Raw genomic sequence first — 14,319 nt, forward strand, 5'->3', positions numbered from 1 at the left:
AGTACAAGTTTGATGATTTTTGCTATGATTGATGGGGGACTAACTAAATAAGGATATTTTATGTCAAACGCCAGAACCCTGGAAACCCAGCCACAGGAATTACGACGTAGCTGGGGTTGGTTACTCGCTCTGGGGATTTTATTTGTTATTCTTGGCAGCATTGGTTTGGGGATGGTGGTTGGTCTGACCCTGGTAAGCATGCTTTTTCTTGGCGTCCTGTTAATTATTGCCGGCGTCTCACAAATTGTCGATGTGGTAAAAAGCAGACACTGGAAAGCGGTGGCCTGGCACGCCTTTACGGCGATGCTCTATATCGTCGGTGGTGTCCTTATCATTTACGATCCTTTTATGGCCTCAATGCTGATTACCGCCATGCTGGCTACGGTATTGATCATCATCGGGATTAGCCGATTATTCATGGCTTTTATAATGAGAAAGTCATCAGGCTGGGTCTGGTTGTTTTTAGCCGGACTTGTCGCTATCGCCCTGGGCACCATGATTCTGATGAAATGGCCTTTGAGCGGCTTATGGGTGATCGGCTTATTTGTCGCAATTGAAATCATAGTCGATGGCTGGAGTTATATTTTCCTTGCCCTGACACTTCGGCGCGCGAAAAAGACACAGTAAATAATCAACATGCCTAAAACCAAGTATTAAATCGTAGCCCGGATGGAGCGCCAGCGAAATCCGGGAGCATGAATTTATTATCAAGCTCCGATCCCGGATTTCGCTGGCGCTCCATCCAGGCTACATTTTTCAAGGAAAAACCGCATTTTGAAGTACATTGGGTATATTCACAATAACTGTTAAAATTACGGTTTCCAATACCCTGCAGTTTCGAATTGTTTTATTACTTATGAATCAACTTAGCCCTTTTCAATTAGCGTTACTTCATCAACTTGCTGATGGACAATGTCACAGCGGCAGTTCCATTGGTGAGTCCCTGGGTGTTTCCCGTACAGCCGTATGGAAGCATGTGAAACAACTCACTGAATTAGGAGTTGTCATTCAACGTATACCTCATCAAGGTTATCAGCTGGAAGCTCCTGTAGTAATGCTTGATGAAATAGCAATTCGCCAACATTTGGCTAACAAACAGTTTAAAAAGGCATTAAATTTTAATTTATTTACTACAATTGACTCCACAAACCGCTATCTTAAAGAATTACCTCATAGTGAATCTTTAGAGATTTGCTGCGCAGAAATGCAAACCCATGGTCGCGGCCGCCTTGGGCGCAGCTGGGTTTCCCCTTTCGGCGAAAATATTTATTTTTCTGGCCGCTGGGAATTAAACTGCTGTCTCTCTAACTTATCCGGTTTAAGTCTGGTAACCGGTTTAGCCATTCTGGCAAGTTTGAAAGAAAGCGGTATCCAACAACAGATAAAATTAAAGTGGCCTAATGATTTGTTATGGGGTGATAAAAAATTATGCGGCATCCTCATTGACGTGCTCGCGGAAACCAATGGCTGTGCTCAAATTATCATCGGTATCGGCTTGAACGTTAATACCAATACCCTGAAGCATCCGTTACCGGATAAACCCTGGTGTTCTTTATATGAAGTCACTGGCAAGCATCATGACCGCAATCAGTTAATAGCCAATTTAATTTATCAATTAGATCAATACCTGGATCGGTTTTTACAGAGCGGCTTTAGCGTATTTATGCCTGAGTGGCGGGAAGTTGATTATTTATATGACAAATTTATTACTGCATCACAACTGACAGGTACTATTAGTGGGAAGGCTTGTGGCATAAACGAATCAGGTCAATTAGCACTTAAAGACAACCGGGGAACAATAACCTTTTTATCTTCAGGGGATACATCATTAATGAGATAAAAAAACAATAGTTTGTCCCGGGATTATCACTCCGTTGACCCGGGACTGGAAGACTGCAATGAATTCTGTTACACAGCTTCTTCAGTATCTGTTGATTCCTTTTCTTGCTGAATACGCAAATAAATTTCTTCACGATGAACAGAAACATCTTTGGGCGCATTAATACCTAAACGCACTTGATTTCCTTTTACGCCTAAGACAGTGATATTGACATCATCGCCAATGATCAATGTTTCACCAATTCGCCGAGTCAAAATTAACATGACTAATTCTCCCTTATAGATGGCAGCCACCATCTATTCCATAGAAGCTTCCATGGTGCTCTCGGTGACTACAATATGATTAAATAATAAACATTTTTATGTGTTCGATTGTAAGTTTACACAAGGTTTCTTAACAAAATATTAAGAATACGCCAATTTGATAAAAGGTTTAAATTTTTTTTCATCTTAACGCCTGTATTTTGCAATCAATTTGGTAAAAAATACTCAACTTTGGCTCTTAAGGTTGATATAAGCTTGCTCAAGGTAAAATATACCCATCCCGCTTGAAGACGCGAACCATGCAAATTACAGACGTTGAAAATTGTCATTAATTCGACACTTAATGACGTCCAAAAAAACATCAAAATTATTGAAGAACCCCAGTCTGGCTTCTGTGAAATCAGAAAATTTTGGGTAATTGCGGTTATAGGTGACATTTTTATGCATAATTTTCCGTAAACGCTCTATTGGATATCTTTTACATAAAGAAAAGTTAGCTGGCGAAGGTGCGCTTTAAGTTCTACTGATTCATGAGCCGTTAAGTAACTTTGACTACCGTCATGTTCTGTTTAACTGTGTTTTTGGAAAAGTAAATCTTGATATGCCGCCGAATCGTTTCATCATCCAGTAAAAAGAATTCGTGCCGTGTAACCGTCATCGTATGCCAATACCGCATTTATACGATCTCGAATACGCCCATCGTGCTCTTTTTTTATGGCGCTTTTGTAAGTCTGCACGCTCTTGTGCTGTCAAGAGTCTTATATGGACTCATCTTTCTTATCGTCAAGTCGAGTGGCCAGAAAAGCTCTGATTATGCGATTAAAACTGTGTTTGGTGGTAATTGTGCCTGGGTGAAGCGCCAGAAAAATCCGGGGCATGAGTTTATTATCAAGCCCAGATCCTGGAATTCGCTGGCGCTCTACCCAAGCTTTCAAGGAAAAACCGCAGTTTTAATCGCACCCATAAAGTAAAATTTAGTTTATTGAAAAGCGTATTAATGGTATTTTATGGAAAAACCAATCATTAATCAGCATGAAGCAACTTACCGAATACAATTCCTGGATTGAATTAGAAAAACATGGACAGTCCCTGCGTTTGGCTACCATTAATGAATTAAGAAGCTCAGAGTCGAGAAATAAATTATTCAACGTTGGGACTCAAGGTATCCACATTGATTTTAGCCATCAGCGGGTCAATGGAACCACCCTGGAGTTGCTTCTGGCATTGGCCGCTGAATGTGGGCTTCAAGAGAAAATTAAAGCCTTGATGCAGGGTGAAATAGTCAATTCCAGCGAAGCAAGACCTGCCCTGCATACCGCCCTGCGAACACTGGACAATAAGCCACTCGTTGTAAATAAACAGGATATAATTCCTGACATTCTGGCCGCCAGAGAAAAAATCAGAGTCATCTCCGAACAAGTGAGAGCCAGCCAATGGCTGGGGTTTTCAGGTGAGCCAATCAAGGATATCGTAAATATAGGTATCGGTGGCTCCGATCTGGGTCCCCGCTTCTGCATCAATGCCTTATCCTCCTCGTCAGCCGATTATCTCAGCTACCATTTCGTTTCAGATGTTGACCCTAATGCCTTCTCAAATGCTGTACATAATCTCAGGCCGGAAACCACACTTTTTATCGTTTCATCAAAATCATTTACTACCAAAGAAACCCTATATAATGCCAAAAAAGCGCTCGATTGGCTTGGCAAGCCTCAACACATTGACAAACATTTCATTGCGATTACTGCAAATGTAAACAAAGCCAAAGAATCCGGCTTCACCAATGTTCTGCCTATATGGGATTGGGTAGGAGGCCGCTACTCTCTTTGCTCGGCAATCAGCTTAATTACCGCAATTGCCATAGGCTTTGAGCAGTTTTCCCAAATACTGGCTGGTGCCAACAGTATGGACAAGCATTTCCAGGAAGCCAGCTTTGAAAGTAATCTGCCAGTGCTGTCAGCACTGATGGGGATTTGGAATAATAATTTCCTCCATATCCATAATTTACTTATTCTTGTATACCTGCAGCAACTCGAGTACTTTGTACCCTACATCCAGCAGCTTGACATGGAAAGCAATGGAAAATCTATCGATAAGAAAGGGCGGGCAGTTAATTATGCGACCGGACCAATAGTCTGGGGAGGCTTAGGAAATCAGGCACAACACAGTTATTATCAACTGCTCTGCCAAGGCACGCATAAGGTTGCCTCCGATTTCATTACCGTAAAATCCTTCAAAAATGAACTAATTCACGAAATGTTTGAAGGAAAAAAACGCATACTAACAGGTGGGGTCAATGAGCTCACAAATCCCAATGGTTACATTCCAGGGAACAACCCTCTAAGTCATATCAGCTTAACTGACTGTTCTCCATTTACCCTTGGTCAATTGATCGCACTTTACGAGCATAAGGTTTATACCCAAAGTGTTATTTGGGATATTAATACCTTTGACCAACCCGGGGTTGAAAGTGCAAAACGCCAGCAAGCCCCTGTATTGGCTAGAAGTTGAACTCCTGGTAACACGATGACAAACGCATTATACCCAAGATACTAAGTTTTAGACGATTCAATTTTTTAATGATGGACAGAAAAAGGGATAATATAAAAATAGCATTTTGAAGATCTTGGGTATAAGAGTAATCATCCGTTTGCTCTGCTTAAGCTTCATGATTAATCATAATTATTTGAACTGGCCGCTATACTCTTTTAATCCATTTTTTAAGCCTACCGAGGGAATAAATCCAAGCAATTCTTTGGCCTTATCTGTAGAATAAACAGTCCTTGACGTCAGAGCATCAATTCTAGGCTCAGTTATTGGAAATGAAGGGATTATCTTCATTGCTTTTGCTATCAATCTTAAGGGTTTCTCCGGCAGGGTACGAACAGATCTGGCGTTTTTCCCCAATGATCCCCTTATCACCTCCACAAACTCGGGAAGAGAAACCTGATCGGAAATAATAAAATCCTGATTGTACGCTACTTCATTATCGATACAACGTACAACCAAATCGGCTACATCATTTACATGAACATAATTCATGGAGATATCAGTTACCTTTCTTCCTACGTAGAAAAAAAGATTCCGCTTGATAATGCTAATCAATTGGGCTAGGGATTGATTTGGCATCCCCATACCAAACACAATCGAGGGGCGGATAATAGTGTAGTGAATATTATTTGCCAGGCAAAATTCTTTAACCAGCAATTCACCTTCCGCTTTGGTCACCTCATACTCCCCTACGGGAGCAAATCCGGTGGTTTCTGAAACCCTCCCATTCTGTCGCTTCCCATAAACACCGACGCTACTTAATTGCAGCCAATGCCTGCCTGCCAATGATTTAAATTTGGAGAGAAGCCCCAGGGTTGCATCCACGTGCAATGTACGCATCAACGTTTCATCCTGAATTTCGCCAGCACAGTTAATCACTGTGCTATAGGGGGAAAGATCCAAATTCTCCCAATCCAGCAAATCCCCTACAATAAACGGAATTTTATCGGTAGTTAATTTTTCAGGATGACGTGTTAGTACTTCAAAGCATCTATGTTTGGATACAAGACTATTTACCACCGCCCGACCTACAAAACCCGTTCCCCCAAGTACAAGAATAGTCATTATCTACCTCTTATATCCATTAGCCTTATTTTTTTCTTGAAAGCCTAATTTTTCCAATAGTTTTTCATACTCATTAACAATCAAGATATCAAATTTCTTACTATCAAACTCTCTAACAACTCTTTCTCTGGCATTTTTTGCCATTTTAAGACGCAACTCATTATCGAGGATTATTGCTTTGAGAGCCTCTGTTAACTGCAATACATCCTTCGGTTCGACCAAAAGGCCTGTTTCACCATCTACAATTGCATCAGTTAGCCCATAAATTCTTGTTCCCACTGTTGGTAACTCCATTGCAGCAGCCTCAATAACAACTGTGCCAAATCCCTCGCGATAACTAGGTAAACATAAAATATCAGCAATCGCCATATAATTTTCAGGTTGAGAAGAAAACCCGGCGAAAACAATCTTTTCATCTCCCAGATGCTTGGCATACGCCCTGATCTCCTGTTCAATACCTTGCTCAAAAGGCCCCACAATTAAAAGTACTATATTATGTTTTTCTTTAAGCAATTGACTGAATGATTCGATAAGTTCAAAAATGCCTTTGTCTTTTGTGATTCTACCTAAAAAAAGTAAAACTAATTCATCATCCTTAATTCCCAGGGAAATCCGAGTATTTTTATTCTCAAGTATGGAAAAATTAGATTTATCAAATCTTGCCAAATCAACTCCTGCAATTGATCCACTCCCAAGAACTGAAATTTTTCTTCGGTCAATGATTTTATGCTGAATAAGAAAATCACTTTGGCTTGGGCTATCCGCATAACAATATGTATTAAGTAAAGCAATCAACTTATCACAAAATTTGACTACCAACCTTTTCATGCCACTCATAGTCACCCAAGGTTGACCGGTAAAGCTATGAAGCCTGATAGGAACACCAGTTAGCTTGGCAGCAATTGCACAAAGTAGCCCAGCCTTGGGTGTATTTGAGTGTACTATATCAAATTGCTCCTTACGAAAGAGCTTAATTAACTTAACTAAAGAGATTAGATCAGAAAAAGGCCTAATCTCACGATCAATATTTAAGGTGAGAAATCGACAATCTTCGATTGACTCCATCGATTCTTGCAGGTCATCAGGGCTTGTAATAATCGTCACATCAGCCCCAGCATCTACTATTGCTTCTACTTGAGTACGAAGTAAAGTAAATATAAAGAGTGGTACCGTAGATACTCTGGCAATACGCGCTTTTTTAATTTTTTTAGCCATGATTAACCTCTTTAAATTGGCTACCAAACCACACTTTTAATCGCACCCCAGCCTTAAATTAACCCTTGCACTTTAATCCCAAAGTACATTGTAGAACACAGAAAGATGAGAAAATCCCATCCAACGGGAACTCTGTATTTACCTATCAACAATCCTGAAAATACAGCAGCTAAAACAGAAAGGTATAACCATCCAGCTAAAAGATAACGATCAGAATAAGCGGCAAACCCAAAAAAGAAAAAGGGCAAAACCAATACCCAATAAATTTTTAATAACTCTTTAAACGTAGTTCTATCTTCTATAGCTAAAAAATATCTTGATAGAAATTTAAACCCAAGTCCCATGAAAATGGTAAATAATGCAAAATCATAACGTACTCCAGTATGATAAATCCCTGAGTTCGCATAATCGGTGATCTTAAGATATAAATTGATACCCGTTAGTTGAGATACCCAGTAAATCAAACGCGTTGTCAATCCAGTAATATATAACAAGGCAGAAATTAGAGTTGTGATAAACACCACCCTGTAATTGCAAAGGATTAACGGCGAAAAAATAATAGTGATAAGGGAAGTTTTATGGAATCCAAGAGCAAGAAAACTTAGAGGAACCAACGCAAATAACGGTTTGCGCGCCGCTAAAACAATACAAAAAACAAATAAGGCTAAAGTCGCGGTACCCTGCCTTATAACATTAACCATAATCGCAAAGAAGAAAGGAGATATTAAAAATAAGATGCTCAATATGAAAAATAACCTATAGGAATCGATTTTTTTATTTACAAAACTTGATAACTTTAACGCTAAAAGAATTACCATTGTCAGATTAACAAAGGCAAGGAACCAAAAAACTATCGCGGGTGGTGCTGAAAAAGTAGAAAAAAATAATAATATTCCCTGGAAAAGATACTCAAACGACGAAAGAATTAAAAAATCTTGACAGATAGAATTATAAAAATAGATATAATTTCTGGTATCAGTACCGACACTCTCGGGCCTAAAAGCAATAACAAAGGCCAAAAAGCACATAATTGGCAATAAAAAGCCGCCTATCTGTATCGCACTGTACTTTATTCTCACAGTCTAACCCTAACCATAATTTTATACTTCTTAAGAGAGATATTTTTTAGCAACACCATATAAACACTTTATCGCAAGAGGAGAAAATCTTAAATGGTAAATAATTTTCTGATAACCAGTAAACTCAGCACTCAGCTCTGTACTTAATTGAATGTATTTTTTAAACTCTTTCTTAAAATTTAACATTAAAGAGCAAAGAGCCAAGCTGAAATAAGCTTTTGATTTTATATGATTAAATTCCTCTTGATAAGCGTTATCCAACTCTTGGGAAAATACATCTAAAGAACGAATATATTTTTCTAAAAAAAATCTTTTTTTCTGAAAATTTATCATACTTGCTGACCAGGAATTTGTTGCATTTCTACGATAAACAGCCATGGGTTCTGGTAAGAACAAACATCCCCCTTTCCGCGCGCCATGCACCTGAATAAAATAATCACCAATAGGTGCTGTTACAAACCACTCAGGAAGATACGAAATAACAGATTTCCTAATCATAATGGAAGGTGTAGCGATAAAATCTCCACCATTTTTAATGACTTCATTAACAGAAATTACTTTCGTTTCGCTACCATGATTGCCTAGTGTTTTATTTTGTTTAATCTGCACACCTTCTTTTATCATGGCAGGATGACAACACATATCAATTTCCTTATGGGATTCAAGCACATCGAATTGCTTTTGAAGCTTGTGATTGTCAATCCAGTAATCATCGCCTTCACATAAAGCAAGATAATTTCCTGCAGCAGCTTGAAAAACTTCAATGATATTACTGTTCATCCCCAAATTCTGAGAACCATCCAGTAGCTTTATCAATGTTGGATATTTTTGCTTGAATTTCAATATTACATCAGCAGTACCATCCGTACTATTATCATCACGGATTACTATTTCAAACTTGAAATCTGTCTGCTGATTAACCAGGCTTTCAAGGCACTCGTTAATATATTGTACCTGCTGGTAAGTGATAACACACACGGAGACTTGCACATTTTCCTGTAATTCATGGGTATTGTTAATTTGCATTTAATAATTCACCCCTACCCAATTTCTTTTTTAATGAGGTTAATACAGAAGGAATAGTTAGGCTTGATAAGCCTAAGGCAACTAAACCAAATGATAAGACGGAGCCTAAACTTAATATTCGAGACGATATAGGTGCTCGGATTAACCAATAAACAAAGCTAATAACAGCCAATATAACCACAGCCCCCAAAATATCAGTAAAGAGCCATTTATTATGGAGACCTGGTTCAAATCTTTTATGAATAAGAGCCACCCAAACAATAAAATAAGCACTGTTAATTAATAGCCAGGCATACCCTGCTCCTATTGCACCATAGTTAGCAGTCAAACAGATGATTAAGGGGATAAAAAATAACAATAGCAATAAATGCCCTAGAAAATGCAGGCGCAAATCCCCTTTTGCATATTGTAGGTAATAGGGGAAAGCAGCTAAAGTAAATATACCATTTCCAATAGCGTATAAAGTTAATATGGGGGCAGCTTTCTCGACAAGCTGACTATCTCCAGTCCATGCCCACAGTAATGGCCGCGCACATAAAGCCAAGGTAACAGCAACAGAGCCTGCTAAAATTGCAACCAGCCTGCTGGTTTGCCTGTAAATATGAATAACACCCCGATAATCCCCCTCGGCTTCAAGTTTAGCTAAACGAGGCATAAGAATTGTACCAACAGGAGCCGTAAGTAAAATAATGCTGCTCGCTACCAATACGCCTAAAGTAAAGTAACCATAATCATTTAATAAGAGAATTTTTGATAGAACCAATTTATCAATTTGGGTAGTGAAAATCCAAACGGCCGAGGTGAACGCCAGGGTCAAAGAAAATTTTAATACATTCTTTACCGGCTTCACCGACCAACCAATCGCCGGAGTATGAACACCAGGCAACAAACTGCGCGTTTTCAACCCAAAAATTAAAAATTCTAAACAAGCAACAAACGTTTGATAAGTGAAAAAGATACCTGGCGTCGCTCCAAAATACCACATCACAGGCAGTACCATAACAAAGCGCAATGTAGTAATGACGATAGTAAAAGTACTCAACCAAACCAGTTGCTCAAAACCTGTGATTACCCCACGATACAAGCCACTCATCCAACGCAAGGCAGCACAAATTGCCATATTTTGAACGGCAAACTGAACTTCCTTAAGTGATAAAGATTGCACCTTCAACCAATTGCTTGCAATATGCTCAGAGATTAAAAAAAGTATTGCTCCGCCTAAAAAGGCAACCAGAAAAAATAGATTACTTAACGCTCTGAACAAGCGACGATAATTTAAAGCATCAATGGCTTGCCCGCGAAATCGTGCTGTCTCCCGACTAACAGTTGGGGTTAATCCCAAGTCAAGCAAGTTAAACCAAACTTGCAGCATGGCAAAAAAACCGACTAAACCGTAAGCCTCTGCTCCCATATAATTGATATAAAAAGGGAGAATAGCTACACCGACAAGAGAAACATAGATTTGGCTGGCAAGAGAAGCAACCAGGTTTGTTTTTAGAGTCAGATCTTTCACTTAGATTAAACTCTCAGATTTTTCACGTAAAAAACTCTCTTCGAGTTTGAGAAGATCCTGGCGTCTTTCTTTAAGAAATCTTGCAGGATTTCCTACATAAATTCCAAACGGCTTGCAAGAGTGCCTCACCAAGCTAAGCGCACCAACAGCAGTCCCTAAACCCACGGCCACTCCTGGCAAAAGCACACTTCCACTTCCAATAACCACATGTTTATCCAAAAAAACATCTGCATGGTGTACATTAGTATACTCAGAAGAAATAGTAGGTCCGGTTAAAAATGCGCCGCTGTAATCATCATTACTTGAATAAATAGCAACCTTTGAGGAAATACCGCAAAAATCTGAAATGGTTATCTTTCCTGCTCCAATTAATGAAGCATACACAGCGATATGGACATGATTTCCAATTTCAATGCCGCCTTCGCCTGCCGAGATTACGCAAAAATCATCTATACGAATATTATTCCCAAGCTTTATTTTCGGGCAATTATAAAAAGAAGCTTTATCAGAGACTAAAACATTCTTTCCAATAGAAGAAAAACCCATTTCCTCAAGTTGTCGAGATGTTAACCACATACTTAAATGCCCCCCTTGAGAATAATATCAATAACACGCTCTTGATCCATAACACTTAAATCAGCATATATTGGTAGGCATAATATCGTGCTGGACACTTCATTTGCCACAATCAGCTTTTCTTTACGAGCAGAAGGCAAATTACTATACATGGAAAAATTGGAGATCAAGGGATAGAAATATCGTCTTGCAAAGATACCATTTTGTCTTAGTTGTTCATATAACTCATCTCGAGATAAAGAGTAATTCTTGTTCACAAGAATGGGAAAGTAAGAATAATTAGCAACCTTCTCCCGAGAATTGTCCATTAAGCGAATACCTTTAATACCATTTAAACGCTTACGGTAATAATCATCTACCTGCCTGCGACGAGTCAGGCTTGTCTGGATATGATTTAACTGCAACAAGCCCATAGCCGCATTAATCTCACTCATTTTACCGTTAATTCCAACTTCGGTAATTGTTGTTTCATCGACAATACCAAAATTTTTCAGGCGATTAATTTTGTTTTTCATGGTTTCATCGTGGCAAACAATCGCTCCGCCTTCAAATGTATTAAACACTTTGGTAGCATGAAAACTTAAAACAGATAAATCACCATGGTTTAAGATGCTTCCTTCCTCATCTTCCACAGCAAAGGCATGCGCTGCATCATAAATAATCTTTAATCCATATCTGTTTGCTATTGCCCGTATTTGTTTCACATCACAGGCATAGCCATAGCAATGAACCGGTAAAATTGCTGTTGTTCTTTCAGTAATAGCTGCTTCAATATTATCTGGATTAAGATTTAAAGTTTCAGGATCAATATCTACAAATACAGGCGTTAAATTGTTCCATAATAATGAGTGAGCAGTAGCGATAAAAGAGTAAGGTGTAGTAATAACTTCACCTGTGATATTCAGCGCCTTTAAGGCGGTAATAAGCGCAATAGTTCCATTATTAAATAAGGAGATATGGTTAACGCCCAGGTAATCTCTTAGCGCAGACTCCAACTTTTTATGCAGTCCTCCCCCATTTGTTAATATTTTACTATTCCAGATTTCCTGCAGATAAGGGGTAAACTCATCCAACGACGGTAAAGTAGGTTGAGTGACATAAACTGGCTTGTTACTCATTGGTTATACATGCCTTAATATTGATAATAGATAATGGCTATAGTTGTTTTTATTTAACTCACCAGCAATTTGTTCCAGCCTCTGTGGCGAGAGCCAACCGGAGTGGTATGCTATTTCTTCCAGGCAGGCAATCTTTAACCCTTGGCGGTGCTCAACTGTTTGTACAAACATACTGGCTTCCAGGAGACTTTCATGGGTTCCTGTATCCAACCAGGCAAAACCACGCCCCAATAATTCCACCTTTAATTGACCCGTTTCCAGATAGATCTGGTTAAGGCATGTAATTTCCAGCTCCCCTCGATAAGAAGGCTTAATTTGTTTTGCGAAATCAACCACTTGATTATCATAAAAATAGAGACCTGTGACTGCATAGTTTGATTTTGGATTCTGTGGTTTCTCTGTAATAGACACAGCTCGCATGTGTTGATCAAATTCAATTACCCCAAATCGGGACGGATCTTTCACCTGATAACCAAAAACCGTAGCCCCCAAGGACCTTGCTACTGCTTCTCTTAATTTTAACGTCAAGCCCTGACCATAAAAAATATTATCACCCAGCACTAAACAAACTGAATCAGAGCCGATAAACGTTTCACCAATAATAAACGCTTGTGCCAAACCATCCGGACTAGGTTGTACTTCATAGCTTAAGTTAATCCCGAATTGTTCACCACTCCCAAGCAAGCGTTGAAACGAAGACTTATCCTCAGGGGTAGTAATGATTAAAATATCCCGAATACCTGCCAACATCAGTACTGATAAAGGATAATAGATCATAGGCTTGTCATAAACCGGGAGTAATTGCTTAGATACTCCTTTAGTTATTGGGTGAAGCCTGGTACCAGCACCACCTGCGAGTACAATACCTTTCATAACATTCCTCTTGTATTTAATTTATTTTTGCAGGAATCATTTCCGAGAATTGGCAATTCAATCATGCCGGGTAACTTCCATGTTATTTACTCATGTCACGCGGCGATTAAAGCAGCGGTTTTTCCTTGAAAATTGTAGCCTGGATGGAGCGTGCGTAACATAAGTTATTTATTACCGTGTAATGATATAGTTTAAATTTTTTACACTCAAACATTTCATTTGGAAATTAACAGTGACTTAAAATTCCATACTGTAATTAAGATACATCCAATAAGAAATCCCACCAAAATTGAAAGAGCAACAAACACCTTGCTTTTTTGACGCATGTATGTTTCTGAAACCACCATCCTGTCATCAACTCTTGCAAAAATAACATTAGTAAAATCCGGTTGGTAATTTTTAAGCTTTAAGCTTTTCTCTTCCAATTCACGCAATTGAGGGACAAAAATGTCATCAGCACGATTTTGGATATTATCAATCTCAGCAGAAAGCTCGCTAATTCGTTGTTGAATATAAAGATCAGAATCATTCTTATTTTTAATATAAAGTGCTTTGGCAAGCCTTAATTTCTCATCCGCTAATGCAATCTGGGCTTCCTTTTCCCTTTTAGCCAACGCATGTTTAAAATTGATATCACCCTGTAATTTATTATTAAGAACTGTTAGCTCCCTCTTGAAAGTTTCATTCAGTTTGACTTGTACTTCATCATGAACAAACCTGAGAAAACGTTTCGCAGCTCCTTTAGCCGCTACCGGACTATAAGCATTGACATGAAGATTATAACGATTCAGGACATCCCGATTAACGACAACAGAAATTGGTGCATTATTCTTATCTTGTTCCTTTTCTTTATTAAGGAAGTTGCTTCTGGTGGATTCAGCAAAAAGCACCCCCAAAAAAATGTGAAAAACATCATCTGTACGAATTGCAAGTTCTTTAACGGAGTTAATACTTAAGAGATCATTTTTTATCGGTTTGATTAACGCCACCTTTGCCTGATAAACAGGCTTGCTTTTATGAGCGTAAAAAATAGCAAGTAAAGCCATAAAAGCCATCACACCGAAAATAAACCATTTTCCACGCCAAAGAACTCGAAATAATTGAGTTAATTCAATTTCACTACGATTAACAGTACCTGATTGTTCTTCCATATGTACCCCTGAGTCATCCGCACGATGGTATTGAAGCAAAAGCTGAAACATAA

General features: G+C 38.8%; 13 protein-coding genes. 3 read left to right on the forward strand and 10 right to left on the reverse strand.

Annotated elements, in window-relative coordinates; all coding sequences use genetic code 11:
- Positions 1–60: 60 nt before the first annotated feature.
- Together E1O65_RS02510 and E1O65_RS02515 are read left to right on the forward strand one after the other, a co-directional pair.
- Positions 61–627: an HdeD family acid-resistance protein gene (locus tag E1O65_RS02510; protein WP_133132024.1), complete on the forward strand. Its 567-nt coding sequence runs from the start codon at positions 61–63 to the stop codon at positions 625–627.
- A 229-nt stretch (positions 628–856) separates the two neighbouring features.
- Positions 857–1,840 (forward strand): biotin--[acetyl-CoA-carboxylase] ligase, encoded by a 984-nt coding sequence (locus E1O65_RS02515; protein WP_133132025.1) that lies wholly within the window; start codon positions 857–859, stop codon positions 1,838–1,840.
- A gap of 68 nt (positions 1,841–1,908) precedes the next feature.
- On the opposite strand, the gene csrA is transcribed toward E1O65_RS02515, so the two are convergent.
- Complete coding sequence (gene csrA / locus E1O65_RS02520) at positions 1,909–2,103, reverse strand: carbon storage regulator CsrA (protein WP_058469756.1); 195 nt, start codon at positions 2,101–2,103, stop codon at positions 1,909–1,911.
- 1,032 nt (positions 2,104–3,135) lie between these two features.
- Here csrA and pgi point away from each other — a divergent pair.
- On the forward strand, positions 3,136–4,611 hold the full coding sequence (pgi, locus tag E1O65_RS02525) for a glucose-6-phosphate isomerase (RefSeq protein ID WP_133132026.1): 1,476 nt from the start codon (positions 3,136–3,138) through the stop codon (positions 4,609–4,611).
- 171 nt (positions 4,612–4,782) lie between these two features.
- Here pgi and E1O65_RS02530 read toward each other — a convergent pair whose 3' ends face one another.
- The 9 genes from E1O65_RS02530 to E1O65_RS02570 form a co-directional block, all read right to left on the reverse strand.
- Positions 4,783–5,715 carry an NAD-dependent epimerase/dehydratase family protein gene (locus E1O65_RS02530; protein WP_133132027.1) on the reverse strand — a complete coding sequence of 311 codons (933 nt, stop codon included), beginning with the start codon at positions 5,713–5,715 and terminating at the stop codon, positions 4,783–4,785.
- Positions 5,716–5,718: 3 nt separating this feature from the next.
- Entirely contained in the window at positions 5,719–6,930 is a 1,212-nt protein-coding gene (locus tag E1O65_RS02535) for a glycosyltransferase family 4 protein (protein WP_133132028.1), read from the reverse strand.
- A 53-nt stretch (positions 6,931–6,983) separates the two neighbouring features.
- Positions 6,984–7,949, reverse strand: a complete 966-nt coding sequence (locus tag E1O65_RS02540) for an EpsG family protein (RefSeq protein WP_165474881.1) — start codon at positions 7,947–7,949, stop codon at positions 6,984–6,986.
- Positions 7,950–8,039: 90 nt separating this feature from the next.
- On the reverse strand, positions 8,040–9,035 hold the full coding sequence (locus E1O65_RS02545) for a glycosyltransferase (protein ID WP_133132030.1): 996 nt from the start codon (positions 9,033–9,035) through the stop codon (positions 8,040–8,042).
- Positions 9,025–10,548, reverse strand: coding sequence for an oligosaccharide flippase family protein (locus E1O65_RS02550; RefSeq protein WP_133132031.1), 1,524 nt, complete (start codon positions 10,546–10,548; stop codon positions 9,025–9,027). The genes E1O65_RS02545 and E1O65_RS02550 overlap by 11 nt, the downstream gene beginning before the upstream one ends.
- Positions 10,549–11,124 carry an acyltransferase gene (locus E1O65_RS02555; protein WP_133132032.1) on the reverse strand — a complete coding sequence of 192 codons (576 nt, stop codon included), beginning with the start codon at positions 11,122–11,124 and terminating at the stop codon, positions 10,549–10,551.
- 2 nt (positions 11,125–11,126) lie between these two features.
- Positions 11,127–12,242 (reverse strand): DegT/DnrJ/EryC1/StrS family aminotransferase, encoded by a 1,116-nt coding sequence (locus E1O65_RS02560; protein ID WP_133132033.1) that lies wholly within the window; start codon positions 12,240–12,242, stop codon positions 11,127–11,129.
- A gap of 3 nt (positions 12,243–12,245) precedes the next feature.
- On the reverse strand, positions 12,246–13,115 hold the full coding sequence (rfbA, locus tag E1O65_RS02565) for a glucose-1-phosphate thymidylyltransferase RfbA (RefSeq protein ID WP_133132034.1): 870 nt from the start codon (positions 13,113–13,115) through the stop codon (positions 12,246–12,248).
- Positions 13,116–13,330: 215 nt separating this feature from the next.
- On the reverse strand, positions 13,331–14,317 hold the full coding sequence (locus tag E1O65_RS02570; RefSeq protein WP_133132035.1) for a Wzz/FepE/Etk N-terminal domain-containing protein: 987 nt from the start codon (positions 14,315–14,317) through the stop codon (positions 13,331–13,333).
- Between the last annotated feature and the right edge of the window lie 2 nt (positions 14,318–14,319).

The sequence above is a fragment of the Legionella sp. W10-070 genome (assembly GCF_900640175.1).
In the GTDB taxonomy this organism is placed as follows: Bacteria; Pseudomonadota; Gammaproteobacteria; order Legionellales; family Legionellaceae; genus Tatlockia.

What these genes read in the sequence shown, in the direction of transcription:
- E1O65_RS02560 (WP_133132033.1), bottom strand. Translation starts at nt 12,242, where the DNA reads ATGAGTAACAAGCCAGTTTATGTCACTCAACCTACTTTACCGTCGTTG.
- E1O65_RS02555 (WP_133132032.1), bottom strand. Translation starts at nt 11,124, where the DNA reads ATGTGGTTAACATCTCGACAACTTGAGGAAATGGGTTTTTCTTCTATT.
- E1O65_RS02545 (WP_133132030.1), bottom strand. Translation starts at nt 9,035, where the DNA reads ATGCAAATTAACAATACCCATGAATTACAGGAAAATGTGCAAGTCTCC.
- E1O65_RS02570 (WP_133132035.1), bottom strand. Translation starts at nt 14,317, where the DNA reads ATGTTTCAGCTTTTGCTTCAATACCATCGTGCGGATGACTCAGGGGTA.
- csrA (WP_058469756.1), bottom strand. Translation starts at nt 2,103, where the DNA reads ATGTTAATTTTGACTCGGCGAATTGGTGAAACATTGATCATTGGCGAT.
- pgi (WP_133132026.1), top strand. Translation starts at nt 3,136, where the DNA reads ATGAAGCAACTTACCGAATACAATTCCTGGATTGAATTAGAAAAACAT.
- E1O65_RS02530 (WP_133132027.1), bottom strand. Translation starts at nt 5,715, where the DNA reads ATGACTATTCTTGTACTTGGGGGAACGGGTTTTGTAGGTCGGGCGGTG.
- E1O65_RS02515 (WP_133132025.1), top strand. Translation starts at nt 857, where the DNA reads ATGAATCAACTTAGCCCTTTTCAATTAGCGTTACTTCATCAACTTGCT.
- E1O65_RS02510 (WP_133132024.1), top strand. Translation starts at nt 61, where the DNA reads ATGTCAAACGCCAGAACCCTGGAAACCCAGCCACAGGAATTACGACGT.
- rfbA (WP_133132034.1), bottom strand. Translation starts at nt 13,115, where the DNA reads ATGAAAGGTATTGTACTCGCAGGTGGTGCTGGTACCAGGCTTCACCCA.
- E1O65_RS02535 (WP_133132028.1), bottom strand. Translation starts at nt 6,930, where the DNA reads ATGGCTAAAAAAATTAAAAAAGCGCGTATTGCCAGAGTATCTACGGTA.